Raw genomic sequence first — 20,899 nt, 5'->3', positions numbered from 1 at the left:
TTGTTAGAAACCAACCAAAACAAAACATTATGGAAAAAAATATCGCCGAGCAAATGGTCGACATGCTTGTTGATGCCGGTATAAAACGTATCTATGCCGTAACCGGAGACAGCCTTAATCACCTTAACGATGCCGTTCGCAAAAACGGAAAAATAAAGTGGATACATGTCCGCCATGAAGAAGTTGGTGCTTATGCCGCTGCTGCAGAAGCTGAACTGGACGGACTGGCCTGCTGTGCAGGCAGTTGTGGTCCGGGGCATGTACATCTCATTAATGGTGTTTACGATGCGCATCGGGGGCATGCTCCGATGTTGGTTATTGCTTCTACAATTAATACCAATGAAATGGGTATGGATTATTTCCAGGAGACCAATACTATTAAGTTATTCGACGATTGCAGCGTTTACAATCAGATGATAATGACTCCTGAACAGGCGCCCAGAATTTTGCAGACAGCGATTCAGCATGCTATTTCTAAAAAAGGAGTTGCCGTTGTAGGACTTCCGGGAGATGTCTCCGAATTAAAAGCAAAGGAAAACGTAACTTCCAATCGGTTTTTCTTTACCCGGCCTTTAATCAGACCCAATGATCAGGAGCTACAGCAGCTTGCTGATCTTATCAATGAAAACAAAAAAATAACCATCTTCTGTGGTATTGGCGCTGAAAATGCACATGCAGAAGTTATTCAGCTCTCGCAGCAGTTAAAAGCTCCTGTAGGCTATTCCTTCCGTGGAAAAATGTCCATGCAGCATGACAATCCTAATGAAGTCGGAATGACCGGGCTACTGGGGTTACCCTCCGCTTACAACAGTATGTGTGATTCCGATTTGATATTATTATTCGGAACAGACTTTCCGTATCAGGCATTCATGCCCGAAAAGAATAAAATCGCTCAGGTTGACTTAGCTCCGGAACGTTTAGGCAGACGCGCGCAAGTGGATCTGGGACTATGTGGTGATGCTAAAGAAACCATCAAAGCACTTTTACCTCTTATCAAGGTAAAAGAAGATTCGGCGTTTCTGGATGAACAGCTGAAGTACTATGAAAAAGTAAAAGAAAATCTGGAAACCTACGTAAAAGATTCCGGATCAGAGGATAATATACAACCTGAATATCTGGCTTCTACTATTTGTAGTCATGCAAATGATGATACCATATTTACTGTAGATACCGGTATGACCTGTGTATGGGGAGCACGTTTTATAAAAGCTACCGGTAAAAGAAAAATGCTGGGCTCATTTAATCATGGCTCCATGGCCAATGCAATGCCAATGGCAATAGGAGCTGCACTCTCCCATCCTGAAAGACAAGTTGTAGCAATGTGTGGTGATGGCGGAATATCTATGTTATTAGGTGATTTAGCAACTATTCACCAATACAATCTTCCCGTTAAAATTATTGTATTCAACAATCGGGCTTTAGGAATGGTTCGACTGGAAATGCAGGTTGCCGGCCTTCCGGACAATCAGACAGATATGATCAATCCTGATTTTGCAAAAGTCGCAGATGCCATGGGAATTACAGGTGAAAATATTCATAAGGTTGAAGATGTTGAAGCAGCTGTAAAAAGAGCTTTCGATTATAATGGCCCTTATCTGCTAAATGTCTTCACAAATCCAAATGCACTGGCAATGCCGCCAAAAGTAGATGCAGGTCAGATTATAGGAATGGCAAAGTCCATGACTAAACTAATGCTTGGCGGCCGTGTAAATGAAGTACTGGATACTATAAAATCTAATTATAAGCATATTTTCTAGGCACAATTTTATTTAGCTTAGAGATTTCACTTATAAAAACGAGAGGCAAAAATGCCTCTCGTTTTTATATTTTTTAAATATTATTACAAATATTTTTCAATTTGCTCTAAAAATCGAGGATCTGAAGGTCTCATAAAGTCATCAGAAATAATTTCATAATTTTTATCCAATAGCATATAACGTGGAATAGTATTAATTTTAAATTCTTTTATAAAAGGATGATTAGAATTGGTTATAATATAATTGAAATTATGATCATTTTTGGAAGACAAAAAATTATGCCATTTCTCAAAATTATGATCAATACTTATCTTCACAAACTTTATTTTCCCTTTGTATTTTTGTTCTGATTTATTCCATGCAGGCATTTCGTTAAGACACGGGACACACCATGTCGCCCAGAGATCAATCAGTACTAAAGATTCTCCAGTTTTTACCGATAGAACTTCTTTAAACGAAGATTCATTTGAATCTACACCCTGAAGTTTGGAGCTAAATACATTTTCGGATATTTTCTTGGTCTTTATATCAAAAACATTTTTAAGACTACGCTTTCGGATATATTTTTTTATAGTAATAATATCCTTATTGCTAAGATCATTATAAAAAGATTCCATATAATCCAGTAAAAAACCATCTAACGCTTCTGTTTGACACAATCTGGAATCAAGATATTGAAGATTTTCAAGCAAATCAGGATTTTTATTTTTAAATGATGTAAAGCGTAATAGATTATATAATATATTCTTATTCAGAATAGTATTTAGCTTGTCAAGCAATTTAATATTATCGAATATCTCTTTATAATAAAAATCCAGTTGTCCGATCGTTTTAGGATCATTTACTTTTGAAAAATCAATATTAAATATTTTATTATAAAAATATAATGTCAGATAATCTATAATAAATCCCTGTTCAGTCTTGTTATATGTATTTGCTCTATCTTGTACTTCCCGTACGTTATTTTCATATTTTTTTTTAAGATCATCTATATAATTAATGAGGTTATTGGGAGTTTGAACTGCAAATACATTATTATCATTTATCAAGGTATTCAGAATATTATTCTTTGTATTTCCTGAATATGAATTAATACAGTCTCTGCAAAATTTAAAACTTAAAGTATCTTCTTTAAAAACAAAATATCGTTTAACCACAGTTTCATTTTTCACCAATCGGTATGACTCAAAAACAGTTGGCTTTACTAAGCTCAGCCGCTTACTCTTCTTTTTGCTTGCTTTTGAACTTGGAATATCAATACTAAAATTTCTTTGATTGATTAAAGTATTAAGTGCAAATACACCAGTATCAATAAACTCGACATTTATTGTTGCATGAATTGAATCATTTTCTTTTTGTAATACCAGAGCATTTTCTACAGAAGTTTTTTCCTTATTATTTTTCTGGCAGGCAATATTTATTACTACAAAAATTATCAATAAAGGGAAGAATATATTCCTTCGCAATTTATTAACGACCATATCTATCATAAGAACATCTTGAAATCAGCAACTACTTCTTCCATAATTCCACCAAATACATTTTTCATTTGTTCTTTAGTAAGCATTTCATTAGATCCAAATTGAAGTTCTTTTAAGCTATTTTTTTTCATAAGAATTGTTTTTTAAAAAATTTTCAAAAGAATAATCATCTTTATTAACCGCTCTACTTTCTACACCAATATTTTCTTAATACATCTTTTAATTGTAAGTAAACTTGATTTCCAGTAATTGTATAATATTAAATAAAATACAAATCTATATATTCAATTATTAAAAATATCACATCATTATACAGCGTCAAAATTATATGAAAACTTTCAAGTTTTCATATAATTTTGACGCTGTTCATTTATTATAAAAACAACCCTCTCTCAAAACTTCCGTATATTCGTGTTCTTTTATCAATTTTATGACAAAAACCGAATATATTCAGCAACATATATCAGTTCCTTCAAAGGGAATTGAAACCACTTTACAACTTCTTTCAGAAGATTGTACCATTCCTTTTATTGCCCGTTACAGAAAAGACAGAACCGGGAATCTGGACGAAGTACAGATTGAGCAAATTGCTAAACTTTCGAAACAGTACGATGAAATCGTTAAACGTAAAGAGTCAATTCTAAAATCTATAGAAGAACAGGATTCTTTAACCGAAGAACTACGCTCCAAAATAGAATCTTCTTTTGACCTCCAGCATCTGGAAGATCTTTACCTCCCTTATAAAAAGAAAAAGAAAACAAAAGCCGACACCGCAAGAGCTTTGGGATTAGAGCCTTTGGCAAAAATTATTATGGCTCAGAATGCTTCTGATCTTACCGGAACGGCTTCGCGTTATATTTCCGATAATGTTCCGTCAGAGGAAGATGCTTTGCAGGGAGCCCGGGATATTATTGCAGAATGGATGAATGAACATCTTTTCATCCGGAAGCAATTAAGAAAATTATTCCAATACAAAGCGGAGATTTCCTCTAAAGTTGTTAAAGCTAAAAAAGATGAAGAAGCTGCACAAAAATTCTCTCAGTATTTTGACTGGAAAGAAAGTATTTCCAGAATACCTTCGCACAGACTTCTGGCAATGCTGCGTGCCGAGGCTGAAGGTTTTATAAAATTTAGTATAGACGCTGATAAAGATGAGGCTCTTCAGATTATAGAAAAAGCCATGGTCAGAGGTAATAATGAATGTACTGATCAAATAAAGCTGGCAGCAAAAGATTCTTATAAAAGATTGCTGGAACCAGCCATTTCTAATGAAGTGTTGCAGGAAGCTAAACTAAAGGCTGATACTAAAGCCATTGAAGTTTTTGCAGAAAATCTACGTCAACTACTACTCGCTTCACCTTTGGGAGAAAAAAGAATTTTAGCTATAGATCCTGGTTACAGAACAGGGTGCAAAGTTGTCTGCCTTGATGAAAAAGGTGATTTACTCCATAATGAAAATATATATCCGCATGCACCACAAAATGAAACCGGAACTGCGATGAAGAAAATCCGGTCAATGGTAAATGCTTACAACATTGAAGCTATATCTATCGGAAACGGAACAGCTTCCCGTGAAACAGAGTTTTTCATCAAAAAAATAGCATTCGACAGACCTTTACAGGTTTTTGTAGTCTCCGAAGCCGGAGCATCGGTTTATTCAGCTTCTAAAATTGCAAGAGAAGAATTCCCAAGCTACGATGTTACCGTAAGAGGCGCTGTTTCTATTGGACGCAGACTCTCCGACCCATTAGCTGAATTAGTAAAGATAGATCCAAAATCTATTGGTGTTGGTCAGTATCAGCACGATGTAGACCAAACTTTATTAAAAGACGAACTGGATTCTACCGTTATGCGTTGTGTAAACTCTGTGGGAATCAACCTGAATACTGCCAGCAAATCGTTGCTAAGCTATGTTTCGGGGATTGGAGAAAAAATGGCTGAAAATATTGTCAATTTCCGTAGTGAAAACGGACCTTTCACCAACAGAAAATCTTTAAAGAAAGTCCCGCGACTTGGAGAAAAAGCTTTTCAGCAGGCTGCCGGATTTTTACGCATCAGGGAAGCAGAGAATCCGCTTGATAACTCTTCTGTTCACCCGGAAGCTTACTCTATTGTAGAAAAAATGGCCAAAGATCTCAAGATTCTGCTAAGTGATTTTATTGGTAATAAAGAAAAAATTGCTCTGGTAAAACCAGAAAATTACATTACAGATCATACCGGAATTTTAGGAATTCAGGATATTCTGAAAGAACTGGAAAAACCAGGATTGGATCCAAGAAAAGCAGCTAAAGTATTTGAATTTGACAAGAATATACGCAAGCTGGAAGATGTAAGAACCGGAATGATTCTTCCGGGTATTGTTAACAATATTACGGCTTTCGGTTGCTTCGTAGACATAGGTATTAAAGAAAGCGGTTTGGTACATATTTCCCAACTAAAAGATGGCTTTGTTTCAGATGTTAATGAAGTAGTAAAACTCCATCAGCATGTACAGGTAAAAGTTGTAGAAATAGATGCCCAAAGAAAACGCATTCAACTTTCTATGATTTTGTAGTTATTTGATATAAAGGATCTAAGTCAGATACTTTCTGAAAATATAAACATCACAGGTTTTTAAAATCTGTGATGTTTTTTTGTAGTATAATATCAATATAACCTACTCCTTATTTCAGAATTTCCCGCTCCCCAAGGTATTGCTGGAATCTTAATAAGTATCCATCCGGATCCTGAATAAGCAATTCTTTTACACCTTCTTCTATTGTATTTATTCTATACCATTGTTCTTCCGGCTTTCTGAAATAAGGAAGCTCGTTGGCTTCAATCTTAGCAATAATAGTATCGAGACAATCTACCTCAATCTGAAAATTGATTCCCCTGCCTCTTATGGGACCGAACTCACCAGTAATCCATGCTGTAGCATGATCCTGCTCTAACATAAATTGGGAACCTTCGTATGAAATCAAAGCAAAATCATCTTCTATCCTCTCATATTCTATTGTAAAACCTAATTGTTCTACATAGAATATTTTAGAATTTTCAATATTGCTTACCAGCAATTCGGGTATTAATCTGTTAAATTTTATAGTTTTATCGTTGCTCAAAGTAAAATATTTATTGAATTTGAAAATAAAGAAACTGATCCTTTTAGCTATAACAAGCAATCCCCCTAAAATATAAAAAGTATGAGCATCACACAATTTACACTAAATGAAAGTTTAACTACAGAAGTTAAGCTAAAAAACTATTTAATTAATTGTCAGCCGCTAATTCTCAGAACACTATTAAGAAAATTAGGATAAAATTTGATATATTTGAGTTGAATCTTCTAACTATGAAAAAACTAACTTTCCTTTTGGCTTTTATGCTTTGTATCTTTATTGCTAAAGCACAAAAAGCAGAACAACAAATTGACAAATTAATGACCAGCTGGCATCAGGCAGCGGCTAAAGCTGATTTTAATGGCTATTTTGGATTACTGCATGACAAATCCATTTATATGGGAACCGACGCTACCGAACGCTGGACAAAATCAGAATTTATAAATTTTGCCAAGCCATACTTCGATCGTGGCAAAGCCTGGGATTTTACAGCTGTAGACCGCCATATCTCTTTTTCTAAAGACGGAAATACAGCATGGGTAGATGAAATTCTGGATACTAAAAACATGAGCCTTTGCAGAGGTTCAGGTGTACTGATTAAAGACAATGGGAAATGGCAAATTGTACAATATGTACTTTCTATGACGGTTCCAAATGATCTTGCTAATGATATTACAAAACAAAAGACTCCGGATGAAGTAAAAGTTCTGAAGGATTTTCAAAATAAAAAACCACTTAAATAAAGCGGTTTTTTGGGGTATTAATGTCATTTAATTTTTTTGTTGATATTCAAAAAACTTCACTTTTTTATTTGCTTTCTGCTAGTTCTTTTAACTTTTGATTCATTTTATTGAACCCGTTTTTAGTATTTTCAGGGTTAAATAACCAGACGAAAATACCACTGAATTTTTCACTTTGTATAAACGTTGTTGTACCATTTCCGTTATCTATCAATTCGAATTTGTGTTTTCCATCAAAAAGCCCTTTGAACAATAACCTCCCCTGCCAGCTTAATTCTTTGCTATCTATTTTGGTCAAAATAGTCGGTTTAAAAATCATGCCTTTTCCATCGGACGGTTTGATACTGACCACAATTTTATTTCCTTTTTCAACGTCACCCGTAACGGATACTATAAAAGGATTACATTGCGGATAGCTCTCAAAATCGGTAAGTATTTTCCATATTTTTTCAGGTGCTGCCTGAATAACAATTTCTGTTTTAATTTCTTTTGCCATAACTGTAAGACTCATCAAAAAGGTTGCTAATAATAAAAATAAACGCTTTATTGTGAAGTTTATTTAATTGAATATCACAAAGGTCTGTTTTATATAACGGGTTCGGCTTGACAAAAATCAAGAATTCAAGAAAGTTGCTTTTTTCTGATACGGCTAAACGTTTCAGGTCTCATTCCAAGCATGGATGCAATGTATTGCAAAGGAACCTGATTAAATAATTCTTTATTGTTTTCAAAGAAAAAATGGTACCGTTCTTCCGCTGTCATAGAAAGATGACTGAAAATTCTGTCTTCCAGTGTTGTAAAACAACGGACAATAAACAATCTCTCCAATTCAGGCCATCTAGGGATGATGGTCTTTATCTTTTCGTATTCATTCTTTCTGATGGTGTAAATCTCTACATCTGTCAACGCCTGAATAGTCCATCGGGCAGGCTGGTCAAAAATAAAACCAGATAAATCGGTAACAAAATAACCTTTTGTAGAAATCCATTGTGTAACTTCCTTATCTTCTGTTTCGAAAAAAATTCTCAAAAATCCGGATTGTACAAAACTTAGCCGATCACATTCTTTATTTGTATTAAGGAAATAATCTCCTTTTTTCAATAATTCTAATTGAAAAAAGGAGGCAATAGACGATAACTCTTCGGGATCAATAATTCCGAAATAGGATTTTATACTAAGTTCCAGTTCTGTCATGTTTCAAATATAGTAATTCTATCACTGCTACTATTGATATGACTATAGGTTGAACTTTAATATATTATTTTATCTTTTATTCTCAACACAAGAATTTCCATTATCTGCGACATAAATTTATACATATACATCTTCGGCCATTATCTGTTTAAATAAAACTCTAAAAATTTAGAATTTACTCTACACCTCTCTTTTTATAGGGAAGATTCCAGATTAAATCTGCTGCTAAATAATGCACACCACCTTTAGAAGCGCTATGACTTCCACTGATTAAATCATCCATATAACCTATGTCCATTGAGAAAGGGGAATTCGGAATATTGAACATATAATAAAGAGCTATACGCATTTCTTTATAAGCAAAAGGAGTCCAGTGCCTTTCTGGTTCGTTCATATAACTTGTAGAAAATAAAGTCTCTACACTTAATGCCAGCTTTTGGCTGTTTTTCTCAGATAAATTATATGTCAACTGGCTTTTTAGTCTTGTTCTCAGCTGAAAGTTCTCTTCAGCATTATGAAAATCGGCATCAAAAAACTTTCTGAATTCCTGACGGATGGTATTCTTCCACTTCCATTGGCTTCCGACATTAAATGTATAAGCATATCTTCCGTAAATTCTGAATTCTTGTTCCACCCCTTCTTTTTCATAAGGTTCTATGCTCTGATATTCATTTTGTCTACGATAGCTTATTGCATAGCTATATTGCTGATGAGGAGCAAATGAATTGAAAACTTCGTGATTGGCTACAAAAATAGCTTGCTTTGAAAACAGATTATCATTGTCGGGACTACTCTTCCGCCCAATTGCAACGTAAGTTAGTGCTTGTTTTTTTCCTAAAGAATCCAGCTTACGGCGAATTCCGAAAGCTCCCCAAAAAGCAGTATTGGCTTCTCCCAATCCTGGCGGACTGATCTGTGCTTTTAAGCATCCATCCGAGAACCATAATAAACCTAATATCGCAATAATTCTTCCCTTTCTGTACATACTAATCTCTATATAGAATTATATTTTCCCGGTTCGAAAAAGTATTTAACTAGCGGAAAAACAGCAAATATAAATTGTTTGTATCCTAGTTCCCTTATGCAAAAGCATCTAAAACTATTCATAATCAGGACAAAAGCTATACAAAAATGGCCTGGTAAAAACCAGGCCAAATCATTTACTTGTGTCTAAATATAGGTATCCCCAGCTTAGACAGTTGTTTGTGAAAACTGATCTAAAAGTCCAAGGTAATAGATCCTCTTACTGCGGCTCCCATAATTGGTCTTGCCATAATAATTCCGTCCCCTGTCGGAGATCCTGCTCTTGGGTCTCCTTCGGTAATACCAATAGTATTGAAGATATTAGTACCATCGATAGCAAAACGTATTTTGCCTAACTGATAAGACATTCCGGCTCCAAATTCACTAAATGAAGGTAAAACCTGAACATTCTTTTCATCCTGGAAACGTTTTCCGTAATAGTTATAGCTGATATAGGTTCTCCATTCTTTAGTAATATTAACCGCCGGAGAGATATTGAAGTAAAACTTAGGAATTCTTCTTACTACATTTCCATCATAGTCGAATGTTGTTCCATCTGCATTTCTTCCGGTAAAGTTCTTATATTTTGGATTTTGAATTGTTCCGTTAAATGTAACTTCTAATACATTACTAAACAGTCTTGCATAACCTTCCAATTCTATTCCGAGGTTAGAGGTATTGGCAAATTTGTTTTCAGAAGTTCCGTTAGAATAGACATCTGTAAATGAAAGGTTCTTCAGCGTTGAGTAAAATGGAATTAAGGCTATATCGAAAGTACGGGAATAATATTTATAACCTACTTCCAGCTGATTGGTTAATACAGGTTTTATTTTACTTAAATCTGCCATGTTATTATAATAGGCTTCTTCATTTGGTGATCTGAAACCACTAGAAAAACGTGCATATACCGCATTTTCTCTGTTGATTTTATAATTTGCAGCCAGTGTATAAGAAACTCTGCTGATGTCATAATTCCAGTAAGTATACTTATTCCCTAAAACCGCCATATTATCGTCTGCTGTAGTAGTTGCAAAGCTATGGGTGCCATCTGTTGTTAATCCCGAATTATTAAGATTTGCAGTTGTTGTATTGACACCATAACCTTTATAAAAATCACGACTGTAGCGGATTCCTCCATTTACACTCAGATCATCTGTAATATTGTAATCCACATTTAGATAGATATTATTCAGACTTCCCTGTATCTGCGAATCTCTAATCAAGAAAGACATACTGGAAACCCCGTTATAAGTCTTAGAATATCCGTTATCGGTTGGATTTAGTGATTTGTCTACAAGGTTCAGTAGTTCCGGTCTGTCTGTTGCTGTTGTCAGTATATTACTCCAGTTCCAGTATTGATGGGATTTCCAGCTGGACTTATAAAAACCGGCTGTAATATTTCCTTTATCAAACTTATAATTGAACTGCAAATCGTTGACGAAATTTCTCATCTGCTTATCTATAGCCCAGAAACCTAATTCCTGAACATATTGCGGACTAACAGACTGGCCGCTGCTCACCAAAGAATACTGATAATTGTTTGCACCAACACCTTTATTTTTAGCAAAATCAGCAGCAAGCTGTGGTCCCCCTGCAGGGAATATTCCGGTATAGTTCATATTAATATTAGTATACCTTGTTTTATTAAGCACCGTAAAATTATTACCCAGATCGTACTTAAACTCCGCTCCTATTACATCTACTTTCGGATGGATACCATCTTCCAGATTTCGTTGGAAAAATCCACCTCCGGCCTGAGGAATATTCAGCTGGCTAATAGATCTGTAGCTATAAGTTCCGTAATTGGGATCAAAGCCAGGGAAACCTTTCAGATCATTGCCATTCTGAATTAAAGGAATGGGCAGATAGAATGTATTTCTGTCATCAAGCTTTTTATAATATACTTTCACATAACCTTTATCAAAAACATATTTCAGATTCATTTTAATCTGGCCACCATCATTTGCTTTGAAACCTGTTTTACGTATTCCGTTATCTACTCTGTAAAAACCACCTACATTAAAGAATAGTTTATCCTGTATCAAAGCTCCGCCAACATTCACATCAGTCCTCATCAATCCGTAAGAACCAGTTTCCAGTTTAGCTGTTCCTTTAAAAGTATTTGTCCCCTCTTTAGAGATAAAGTTAATAAGTCCACCCGGAGAATTATTGGCATAAATAGATCCGGAGCCTCCTCTCAGTGCTTCCAGCCTGCTTACAGTATTGTCTACTCTGAAAAAATTATCTGCATTAGCAAATTGCAAAGCCCCATCTTCAAAAACTGGTAAACCATCTTCCTGCACCTGAACGAATTCATAAGCTCCGGCAGAAGGAATTCCTCTTGCAAAAAGGTTATTTCCTACTTCTCCACCCGAAGTTTCTACAGCAAAGCCGGGTACTCTTTGTAATAAAGCGGCAGCACTTATAGGATTCTGCTTCTGAATTTCCTTTGCGTTAAATGTAGAGATTGCCGTACTGGACTCTATTTTTTTCTTTGGGTTCGAGTTACCTGTAATAACCACCTGATCTATAGACGATACTTTTGTGGAATCCTTAGCCGTTTCCTGTCCGTATGCATTATTGAAATAAAGCATAGCGACACCAGCCACCAGAAATATTGATCTTTTCTTCATATCATTATGATTTTTTAATATTGTTTCAGTTTTAAATAGACTCCATTCGTCCAACCAAATCCATCCTGATTTGGATATTCACCACCTCCTGCAATCGTCTTGGTATCTAATGCGTTATATTTTTCCATTAGCTTGCCTGTATTATTATAAACCCTTTCTACATTTGTACACCAGTTATTTTTTATATCATCTGCCAATTGTGTAAACCCATAATTTTTCATTCCTAAAAAGCCCAGCCACTGATAAGGAGCCCATGCATTTGGCAAATCCCATTGTTGTCCGGATTCCTTGGTTGTTGTTACCAATCCACCTTTATAAAGAAATTTTTCTGCTATAACTTCAGATACAGCTTTTGCCTGCTTTTCACTTGCTAATCCTAAGTATAAAGGATACAAAGTAGCAATGTGCTCTGAGGAAGTTTTTATATGTTGTTTAATATGATAATCTCTGTAAATTCCTGCTTCTTCATCCCAGAAGTATTGATCTATATTTTGCTTTCTGTTGTCAGCTCTTTGACTATAATAAGCTGTTTTATCTGTTAATCCTATAAGTGCTGAAGACTTCGCTAATGTTTTCTCCAAATGCCATATCAAACAATTGAGATCGACTTCAGCCAAATTGAGAGTTTCTATAGTCTGTATCGTAGCACCATCTGCAAACCATCTGCTGGAAAAATCCCAGCCAGACTCGCAGGCACTTCTGATATTTCTAAAAAATTCTTCTCCGAATGCTTCATGCTGATCTTCAATATCTATGAGATAGCTTTCGGGGCGAGGTGTGTTTTCGGAATCGTAATAACGGTTTAATAAATCTCCCTCCTTTGTTTTAATCACTCTTTTTACCGCAGAATCATTCTCCAGCCCCTCTTCTCCAGCCATCCAGAATCTGTATTCTTTCTCCAATGTACTGTGATACTTACTGTATACATTTTCATCATTTGTGCTTTCAGCCAGTAAATCGAGCATCAGAGAAAAATATGGTGGTTGGGAGCGGCTAAGGAAATGCGTTCTGCTGGCATTCGGCACAAATCCGAATTCATGAATCAGGTAAGAACAATTCTCAACAATATTTTTTATCATCTCCACTCTTCCCGAAACTTGTAATCCCAACATTACAAAATAGCTATCCCAATAGAAAAATTCATTAAAGCGTCCTCCGGGAACAATATATGGTTTTGGAAGCTTCAGAAGCGTTCCCTCATCTTCAGATGCCGTATGGGTAAGTTCGTCCCATAATTTTTCTATATGTTCAGTTATAGGCAGCATATCATCCTTCCGGACAGCTTTTTCGCCTATAAAATCAAAGTTTGTTAATACAAATGATCTTAAATCAAATCCTTCCTCTCCTTTCTCTTTCTCATATCTTTTATTGATTTCAGAAATGGGAAATAAAGGAACAGCATCGGTCATTGTCTTTTGATCGTTAAAAATTCTGGATCTTTGTGCATCGTCAAACAATGGCTGAATTTCATTGATATACAATTGACTTTTCATATCTGTATTTATTTTTTATTTGTTTGTATTTTTAATCTGTTCATAAAGATTGCCGAGATAATTAATAATGTCAGCGGTATCAGCGAGAGATAAAAGGCTCTTTGCCCACTAAACTCCTGGAAGACAAAACCTGTTATTACAGATCCTATTGTGCCGCCTATTGCTGAAAAAACAACAATAAGTCCGGACATAGCACTGTGCAAATATTTGGGGATTGATGCCAGGATTACAGAGTTGATACTCGGATATATAGGTGCTAAGAGTCCGCCCATTAAAGGAAATAAGTAGACTACAAGTGGTGCATTCATCCATGTAGTATTGATATCTATCGCTGCGCTGTGCGTTAAAGGCAGCACCAGTAACAAGCTGATTGCAAAACCTACTACACAGAAAGAAACAACGTAAATCCAGCTGAATTTTTTAGAAAAAAATCCGGATAGGAATCTTCCTAGTGCAAATGCTCCTGCCAATACGGCTCCTGCCTGTATACTCATTGAAGTAGGAACCTTTAGTATCTCTTTATAAAAAGTTGGTGTCCATGTCTGGAAACTTTGCTCTACCAAAACAAACAGGAAAGCACAAAGAAGAAAGAATAACACCTTTTTATAGCTGAACAAGCTGATACTGTTCTTTATATCTCCCATTAAATCCGTTGTACCGCTCTTTGCTTCTTTCTCATTTAGTTTTGAAAAGAAAAGAAATATAAAAGACAACGATGAAAGTGCCCCCAATACCCAATACACTTTTAGCCAGTCTGTAGACTTCGGATTATGGTCATCTATAAATAAACTGAATAATACATTGCCTGCCAATACTCCGATCATAAAGAAGCCTTCTAAAAATCCCATGAAACTGGAATGTTCTTTATCGGTATTGGTTACAAGACCTATAGAAGTAAAAACTGAAATCTTGATAAGGGCAAACGAAACGCCGACAACTGTAAAAAGTAATTTGAAAAACCAGAATTCATTGGAAAAAGGCATAACAAAGCACATACAACTCACCAGAAAAAGTGCCGTAAGCATTGCATTTTTAATTCCTATTTTAGGAAGAAATGAAGCCAGAATAAAAGAACATATAGCAATAGGAAGATCTTTGAAACCTTCCAAAACACTCGCTGAAGATTTTGAAATTCCAAAGTTTTGCTGCACCTGTAAAATAACTGTCCCTACCGAATTCAGCAGAATTGCAAAAACAAAGTAGTTAAGAAATAGAATGGCTTTTATATTCAAGTTTTTCATTTACCAGTTTTTTAATATTCTGTTTTCTAAGATTAATATTTCGTAAAATGAAACGCCAGTACATTAATATTTTCCAGAAATAGATTGCACCTGTTATTCATTAAATAATTTCCTGGTGACTAAGATAGAAGCATTTGTGTTAACGTTAATTTAACACAATAAACAAATATTTGAACTATATTAATATAATTATTATTTTTAGTGAATAAATGTGATTAATTGAATGAAAGTTAGTTTTGAAAGAATAGTTCCAAGCGAAAAAAGCTCTTTCCGCACACTGCATAATAACTCTCCTATTTCTGAATTTAAATGGGAGTATCATTATCATCCGGAAATAGAACTGGTATGTGTAATTTCGGGAAGCGGCACAAGGCATGTTGGCTACCATAAAAGCAATTATACAAACGGAGATCTTGTACTAATAGGCTCGAACATTCCCCATTCCGGATTTGGACTGAATTCTGTTGATCCGCATGAAGAAATAGTTCTTCAGTTCAGGGAAGAGATTTTACATTTTCCACAGCAGGAAGTTGAAACAAGAGCTGTTAAAGATTTGCTGGAACGTTCTAAATATGGTATTCTGTATAGCACAGCCACGAAAAAGCTGCTCATGCCAAAACTAAAAAAGCTTCTGGAATCCGAGGGTTATAAAAGATACTTGCTACTTCTGGAAATTCTCTTCGAACTTTCTTTGTGTGAGGAATATGAATTGCTAAACAAAGAAATTATGCCTTATACCATAATCTCTAAAAATAAAACAAGACTGGAAAATATCTTTACCTATGTGGAACATCATTATGATAAAGAAATAAATATAGAGGATGTTGCAAAGCTGGCTAATCTTACTCTTCCCGCATTTTGCAATTTTTTTAAAAAGGCAACACAGATCACCTTTACAGAATTTGTCAACCGTTACCGTATTAATAAAGCCTGTCTTCTGATAACCCAGGATAAAACGATATCTGAATGCAGCTACAGTTGCGGCTTTAATAATGTTACTTATTTCAATAGAATGTTTAAGAAATATACCAACAAAACGCCATCAGAGTTTATCCGTAGCAACTCCGGTAATAATTAGAATGCAAAAAAGCTGTCTCAAGAGTATTGAAGACAGCTTTTTTGTAATATGTTTTATTCTTATTTCAAACGGATTTTATCTTCCAGAATTTCAATAACTCCTTCTTTGTATAATCCACCAATAGCTTTTTTAAAGTTCTTTTTACTCATCTGCAATTTGTCCTTAATCTCTTCAGGAGAAGATTTATCAGAAAGGTAAAGCAATCCACCGTGATCGTCCAGAGCATCCAGAATTTCCTGACGGAAGCTGTCTATATTTTCAAAACCTTCCGGCTGTAAAGTAACATCTATCTTCCCGTCCTCTCTTATTGCTTTAATATAGCCTGTTTCTTCATTTAGCGGATACAATTTTTTATACACATCCGAAGCATATACAAGTCCTATATATTTTTTGTTAACAACTACATTCCATCCCAATTCAGTCTCATTAATCAGAATAAGGTCAACTTTTTCTCCTTTCTTAAGATCCAGATTCTCATACTGAGGATTTCTTTTAAACTTCGTAGTTCCGGTAATAAGACCTGTAGCCTCATCTATATAAATATAAACAAGATATCTTTTTTCTTCAACAATCTTACCTTTCTGCTGTTTGTAAGGGACAAATAAATCTTTTATAATTCCCCAGTCCATAAAGGCTCCACTAGGTAAACTCTGTACAGCGCGAAGTACGGCATATTCACCTACCTCGCAGTAAGGAATTTCGGTTGTAGCTTTTAGCTCTCCTTCTTCCTGATAAACAAATACCGATACCTCATCTCCAATTTCCGAAGCAGGATCTGCAAATAGTTTGGAAAGAAAAATTTCATTCCCTGATTCATCCTTTAATTGAAGTCCGGCTTCAGATTTTCCGGAGACTGATAAATATTGTTTCTTCCCGATTTGCATACTTTATTTTTATGCAAAAATAGGCTTTCTTTTACGGAAGAAAAACTTTATTTAATTTTGAGTAAACATCTGTCATGAAATATTCTGCTTTATTCTCTGTTTTTTTACTCTTTGGAGCTATTTATCTTCCTAAAGCTCAGTTTCTTGATCAGACAGCTATCGGCGTAGGATATAAATATACAGGTAGAAACAGTCTGAAGCTAAGCTTTGAATACCGGACTTCAACTTCCTCCAATCAGCCCTACTTTAATCTGGGTGCAGGAGCCATCTATACTCCTGTAAATGGAAGCAACAAAATTCTTCCCGAAATACACGCTTATTATAATACTGCAATTTTCATGTACGGAGTATCTGCCTCCCCATATGCTATAGAGCCCAATATCGGACTTAGTCTCTTCAATGCAATATGGTTAACCGGAGGTTATGCTCTTCCTTTAAATAAGGAAAAATACTTCCATGGAGTCACTGTAGGGATACAATTTAATATCGCTCCCGTAAAGGCAAGTGACTTTTATGATAAATTCAGGACTTTTTGATAGTCACCTTCTTATTCTGATATTTTTAACAAAAATTTATGAAAATTATTATTATTTCTGCCTTTATAAAAATCTAAATTTGAGAATAATTAAATAATTGATATGGCACAAATTAACGTTTATCTTAATTTTGAAGGAAATTGTCTGGAGGCCTTTGAGTTCTATAAATCTGTTTTTGGTGGTGAGTTTCCCTATGTAGGGAAGTTCTCGGATATGCCGCCAAGTGAGGAATATCCCGTTAGTGAAGCAGATAAAAATAAAATAATGCATATTTCCCTTCCTATTTCACAGGAAACTGTTTTAATGGGATCGGATGTAATTGGAGGAAATTGCGCCGGAGGAAAATTTGCAAAAGGCAATAATATCCAACTTTCCGTAAATGCAGGTTCCAGAGAAGAAGCTGACAAGCTATTTAATGGACTTTCTGCCGGCGGAGAAGTAACAATGCCTTTACAAGATACTTTTTGGGGTGCCTACTTTGGGATGTGGACGGACAAGTTCGGAATTTCATGGATGGTTAATTATGACGATCCTTCGAAACAGCAGCAACATCCTTAAAAAAACAAAAAAAGCAATCCGATTGGATTGCTTTTTTATTTTATTATTGATTATAATCTTACATGTGGATTGCACGCTTACCTGTAGCATCTAAAGCAGCTTCTTTAATCGCTTCAGTATAAGTAGGGTGTGCGTGAGAGATTCTTGCGATATCTTCAGCTGAAGCACGGAATTCCATTGCTACTACAGCTTCAGCAATCATATCTGCAGCTCTTGCTCCTATCATATGTACACCAAGGATTTCATCAGTCTTCTCATCAGCAAGGATCTTGATTACACCATCGGTATCCATACTCGCTCTGGAACGGCCTAATGCACGCATTGGGAAAGATCCTGTTTTGTAGGCTACACCAGCTTCTTTTAGCTGTTCTTCAGTTTTACCAACACCAGCAACCTCAGGCCATGTATAAACAACACCCGGAATAAGGTTGTAGTTAACGTGAGGTTTTTCTCCTGCTAAAGTTTCAGCTACAAAAACACCTTCTTCTTCAGCTTTGTGAGCAAGCATTGCCCCTTTCACCACATCTCCGATAGCGTATATGTTCGGAACATTAGTCTGTAAGTGATCGTTAGTTTTTACTCTTCCTCTTTCATCTAATTCAACGCCAGCTTTCTCAAGACCCAAACCATCTGTATATGGACGACGTCCTACAGATACAAGGCAGTAATCACCTTCAACAACTACGTCTTCTCCTTTTTTATCTTTAGCGGTAACTTTTACAGTATCTCCATTTCTTTCAACTCCTGAAACGGCAGTAGAAAGCATAAACTTCATACCTTGCTTTTTAAGAGTTTTCTGTAATTCTTTAGATAATGTACCATCCATTCCCGGGATAATTTTATCCAGGTATTCTACTACGGTAACATCGCTCCCTAAACGAAGGTATACAGAACCTAATTCAAGACCGATAACTCCTCCACCGATTACAATAAGGTGCTTAGGCACTTCTTTAAGGTTTAATGCTTCTGTAGAAGTAATCACTCTTTCTTTATCCAATGTAATGAAAGGTAATGAAGAAGGCTTGGAACCTGTTGCAATGATTGTATTTTTAGCTTCGATAACTTCAGAAGATCCGTCAGCTTTCGTTACTTTAATCTGAGTTGCAGATTCAAAACTCCCTACACCTTGTAGAACAGTGATTTTATTTTTATCCATTAGGAAGTTAATCCCTTTGGTTGTTTGGTCTACAACATCATTTTTACGACTGATCATTTGTGCAATGTCTACTTTAGGCTCATCGATAAGAATACCGTGAGTAGCGAAAGTGTGTTTTGCATTTTCAAAATGCTCAGAAGAATCTAGTAATGCTTTAGACGGAATACATCCAACGTTTAGGCAAGTCCCGCCCAGGGTAGAATATTTTTCAATAATTACGGTTTTGAAACCTAATTGCGCACATCTGATTGCTGCAACGTATCCACCGGGACCTGAGCCAATAACGGCTACATCGAATTGATTCATATTTTAGTTTTTAGATTGACAAAATTATTTTAAGGCACTAAATTACGGCTTTTTAATGAAGTAACTGCCATTTGGAAAGTAATTTTTCTGTGATTTCTATGGTCGGAAAGTCTCCGGAAATTTCAATAATTTCAACAGTCTGATTTTCCAGCCATTTGCGGTGTGCTTTTATAGTACGGTTTGCAATTCCTTTCATTTCATCATAATCTTTACAGAATGCAATAAAGTCATCATGCATCCTCTGGATTGCCGGATCTGTGAAGAGTTTTTCACCATATCTCTCCGCTTCCCGTTCTTTTACCCTAAGCATTCTGCTTTCCGGCGGCACAAATAAAAAAACAATTTTATCGAAACAGGAATGAATTTCCGGTGACCAGCTAATACAACTGCCACCGAAAATTATGGACTCCCCGCTTTTTAACAATTTCAAAATTTCCGCATCTCTGCTTTTGGGATTTCTTTTTACCGTATAGGGTGTATCTGTCTTTTCCCAGAAAAAGTCATCTGAATCCAGATATTTCCACCCTAGTTTCTTGCTGATATAATTTCCAAGCGTTGTAACTCCGGAACCTGAAGCCCCAAAAATATGAATAATCATTACCCCAGACTGAAGTTTACTTCCTCATCCAGCTTTGGATATTTTTTATCTGATATAAATTTTTTCCCGGTCGCATCGATTTCTTTCCAGGCTTTCTTTTTGCCTATATCTCCAACTTCTGCAACAATAGGAACAAAGGAAATCTCATCAGCACCTTCATTAATCACTTCTTTATACTGCACTGCAACGTCCAGTACACAATCGAAATCTGTATTGAGTTTTACATTTCTGTAAATAACATCATAATGGGTTTGCTGATTTTCCGGAATGTCAAAGTAAGTTTCATACCCCAGTGTCTGTCCCGGAATAATCGACATTGCTGCCAATGCATCATACAATGCCAGAGTATAATATTTACGGGTTTCTTTTCTCAGGTAATCGTCTTCCGAATGTCCGCCTTCAAACAATACTGTCGGAATACCTGCCAGCATAAAATTGTCTCCGGTTGATGTCGGATAAAATTCATCCGTATAACGTCCGATACGGTTGGGTATTTTGTTTTTAAGATCCGAATAAATATGTGCTATGATCGCCATACTCTTTTTTCGATTTTCATTCAGCGTTCGATCCTGATCAAAAGAAGGAGCCAGGAACGACAAAGTTGCAGGATGTACTCCGTCAGTTGTAAAGATGGTTCTCTGATCATGCAGATTTAATGCATAATCGTATTTTTTCTCTTTAGCTATATTTTTCAGAATCTTAATTTCCGGACTCGACTCTTTCAAAAAGTCTCTATTCATATCGATATCCAATGCATTACGTCTGGTCCATTTTTCCGAACCATCCGGGTTCAGCATAAAGATAAAGTCTAATGTTATTTTACTAAAAAGCCTGTCCTTTAGTTCCGTATTCTTATCCATTGAGTAAAGCAAGTCCAGCATTGCCAGTGTAGCAGTAGATTCGTTTCCGTGCATTTGGGACCAGGCAAGAATATTAACAGGTCCGTTACCTATTGAAAATTGATAGACAGGTTGTCCTAAAACCGACTTGCCTACCTCTGATATATAATCGCTGTAATTCTCCTGCAGGTAGGAAAATAATTTTTGAGGCAAAATATAGCGATTTGAGAAGTTTACATTTGTGAAGTATTCAAAAACTGATGCCATTTACATTTTTATTTTAC

General features: G+C 35.7%; 19 protein-coding genes. 6 read left to right on the top strand and 13 right to left on the bottom strand.

Annotated elements, in window-relative coordinates:
• Window positions 1-29 precede the first annotated feature (29 nt).
• Window positions 30-1,757 (top strand): thiamine pyrophosphate-dependent enzyme, encoded by a 1,728-nt coding sequence (locus tag AYC65_RS05415; RefSeq protein WP_034870339.1) that lies wholly within the window; start codon window positions 30-32, stop codon window positions 1,755-1,757.
• Window positions 1,758-1,840: 83 nt separating this feature from the next.
• Here the strand turns inward: AYC65_RS05415 and AYC65_RS05410 are convergent, their stop codons facing one another.
• Both AYC65_RS05410 and AYC65_RS21180 read right to left on the bottom strand, forming a co-directional pair.
• Window positions 1,841-3,196: a TlpA family protein disulfide reductase gene (locus tag AYC65_RS05410; RefSeq protein WP_236708672.1), complete on the bottom strand. Its 1,356-nt coding sequence runs from the start codon at window positions 3,194-3,196 to the stop codon at window positions 1,841-1,843.
• A 47-nt stretch (window positions 3,197-3,243) separates the two neighbouring features.
• Window positions 3,244-3,369, bottom strand: a complete 126-nt coding sequence (locus AYC65_RS21180) for a hypothetical protein (protein WP_257788233.1) — start codon at window positions 3,367-3,369, stop codon at window positions 3,244-3,246.
• A gap of 299 nt (window positions 3,370-3,668) precedes the next feature.
• Here AYC65_RS21180 and AYC65_RS05405 point away from each other — a divergent pair, with 299 nt between their 5' ends.
• A complete protein-coding gene (locus tag AYC65_RS05405; RefSeq protein ID WP_034870337.1) occupies window positions 3,669-5,792 on the top strand; it encodes a Tex family protein in 2,124 nt (707 codons plus the stop codon).
• Between the two features lie 109 nt (window positions 5,793-5,901).
• Here the strand turns inward: AYC65_RS05405 and AYC65_RS05400 are convergent, their stop codons facing one another.
• The gene (locus AYC65_RS05400) at window positions 5,902-6,339 is read right to left on the bottom strand and encodes a bleomycin resistance protein (protein WP_078674671.1); all 438 of its coding nucleotides are present in this window, start codon (window positions 6,337-6,339) and stop codon (window positions 5,902-5,904) included.
• A 230-nt stretch (window positions 6,340-6,569) separates the two neighbouring features.
• Here AYC65_RS05400 and AYC65_RS05395 point away from each other — a divergent pair, with 230 nt between their 5' ends.
• Window positions 6,570-7,079, top strand: coding sequence for a nuclear transport factor 2 family protein (locus AYC65_RS05395; RefSeq protein WP_034870336.1), 510 nt, complete (start codon window positions 6,570-6,572; stop codon window positions 7,077-7,079).
• A 64-nt stretch (window positions 7,080-7,143) separates the two neighbouring features.
• On the opposite strand, the gene AYC65_RS05390 is transcribed toward AYC65_RS05395, so the two are convergent.
• From AYC65_RS05390 to AYC65_RS05365, 6 genes are all read right to left on the bottom strand, one after another.
• Window positions 7,144-7,587, bottom strand: a complete 444-nt coding sequence (locus tag AYC65_RS05390; protein WP_078674665.1) for an SRPBCC domain-containing protein — start codon at window positions 7,585-7,587, stop codon at window positions 7,144-7,146.
• Window positions 7,588-7,697: 110 nt separating this feature from the next.
• Window positions 7,698-8,270, bottom strand: coding sequence for a Crp/Fnr family transcriptional regulator (locus AYC65_RS05385; RefSeq protein ID WP_185097693.1), 573 nt, complete (start codon window positions 8,268-8,270; stop codon window positions 7,698-7,700).
• A 175-nt stretch (window positions 8,271-8,445) separates the two neighbouring features.
• On the bottom strand, window positions 8,446-9,255 hold the full coding sequence (locus tag AYC65_RS05380; protein WP_052114722.1) for a DUF2490 domain-containing protein: 810 nt from the start codon (window positions 9,253-9,255) through the stop codon (window positions 8,446-8,448).
• 232 nt (window positions 9,256-9,487) lie between these two features.
• On the bottom strand, window positions 9,488-11,926 hold the full coding sequence (locus AYC65_RS05375; protein ID WP_034870393.1) for a TonB-dependent receptor: 2,439 nt from the start codon (window positions 11,924-11,926) through the stop codon (window positions 9,488-9,490).
• Window positions 11,927-11,940: 14 nt separating this feature from the next.
• Complete coding sequence (locus tag AYC65_RS05370; protein WP_034870335.1) at window positions 11,941-13,419, bottom strand: trehalase family glycosidase; 1,479 nt, start codon at window positions 13,417-13,419, stop codon at window positions 11,941-11,943.
• 8 nt (window positions 13,420-13,427) lie between these two features.
• The gene (locus tag AYC65_RS05365) at window positions 13,428-14,660 is read right to left on the bottom strand and encodes an MFS transporter (protein ID WP_034870334.1); all 1,233 of its coding nucleotides are present in this window, start codon (window positions 14,658-14,660) and stop codon (window positions 13,428-13,430) included.
• 223 nt (window positions 14,661-14,883) lie between these two features.
• Between AYC65_RS05365 and AYC65_RS05360 the strand changes: the two genes are divergently transcribed.
• A complete protein-coding gene (locus tag AYC65_RS05360) occupies window positions 14,884-15,738 on the top strand; it encodes an AraC family transcriptional regulator (protein WP_034870333.1) in 855 nt (284 codons plus the stop codon).
• Between the two features lie 59 nt (window positions 15,739-15,797).
• Here the strand turns inward: AYC65_RS05360 and AYC65_RS05355 are convergent, their stop codons facing one another.
• Window positions 15,798-16,622, bottom strand: coding sequence for a CvfB family protein (locus tag AYC65_RS05355; protein WP_034870332.1), 825 nt, complete (start codon window positions 16,620-16,622; stop codon window positions 15,798-15,800).
• 74 nt (window positions 16,623-16,696) lie between these two features.
• On the opposite strand from AYC65_RS05355, the gene AYC65_RS05350 reads away from it, so the two are divergent.
• Window positions 16,697-17,158 (top strand): hypothetical protein, encoded by a 462-nt coding sequence (locus AYC65_RS05350; RefSeq protein WP_034870331.1) that lies wholly within the window; start codon window positions 16,697-16,699, stop codon window positions 17,156-17,158.
• Window positions 17,159-17,260: 102 nt separating this feature from the next.
• Entirely contained in the window at window positions 17,261-17,716 is a 456-nt protein-coding gene (locus tag AYC65_RS05345) for a VOC family protein (RefSeq protein ID WP_034870330.1), read from the top strand.
• Window positions 17,717-17,774: 58 nt separating this feature from the next.
• Here the strand turns inward: AYC65_RS05345 and lpdA are convergent, their stop codons facing one another.
• The 3 genes from lpdA to AYC65_RS05330 are packed head-to-tail and all read right to left on the bottom strand — an operon-like array spanning window position 17,775 to window position 20,882.
• Entirely contained in the window at window positions 17,775-19,178 is a 1,404-nt protein-coding gene (lpdA, locus tag AYC65_RS05340) for a dihydrolipoyl dehydrogenase (RefSeq protein WP_009086051.1), read from the bottom strand.
• A gap of 52 nt (window positions 19,179-19,230) precedes the next feature.
• Window positions 19,231-19,776, bottom strand: a complete 546-nt coding sequence (locus tag AYC65_RS05335; RefSeq protein WP_034870329.1) for a shikimate kinase — start codon at window positions 19,774-19,776, stop codon at window positions 19,231-19,233.
• A complete protein-coding gene (locus AYC65_RS05330; RefSeq protein WP_034870328.1) occupies window positions 19,776-20,882 on the bottom strand; it encodes a M14 family zinc carboxypeptidase in 1,107 nt (368 codons plus the stop codon). Before AYC65_RS05330 ends, AYC65_RS05335 begins: the two co-directional genes overlap by 1 nt.
• Window positions 20,883-20,899 lie beyond the last annotated feature (17 nt).

It is taken from the genome of Elizabethkingia bruuniana, from assembly GCF_002024805.1.
In the GTDB taxonomy this organism is placed as follows: domain Bacteria; phylum Bacteroidota; class Bacteroidia; order Flavobacteriales; family Weeksellaceae; genus Elizabethkingia; species Elizabethkingia bruuniana.
Note: the sequence above shows the minus strand (reverse complement) of the source record. Positions and strands in the feature narration are given on the sequence as shown.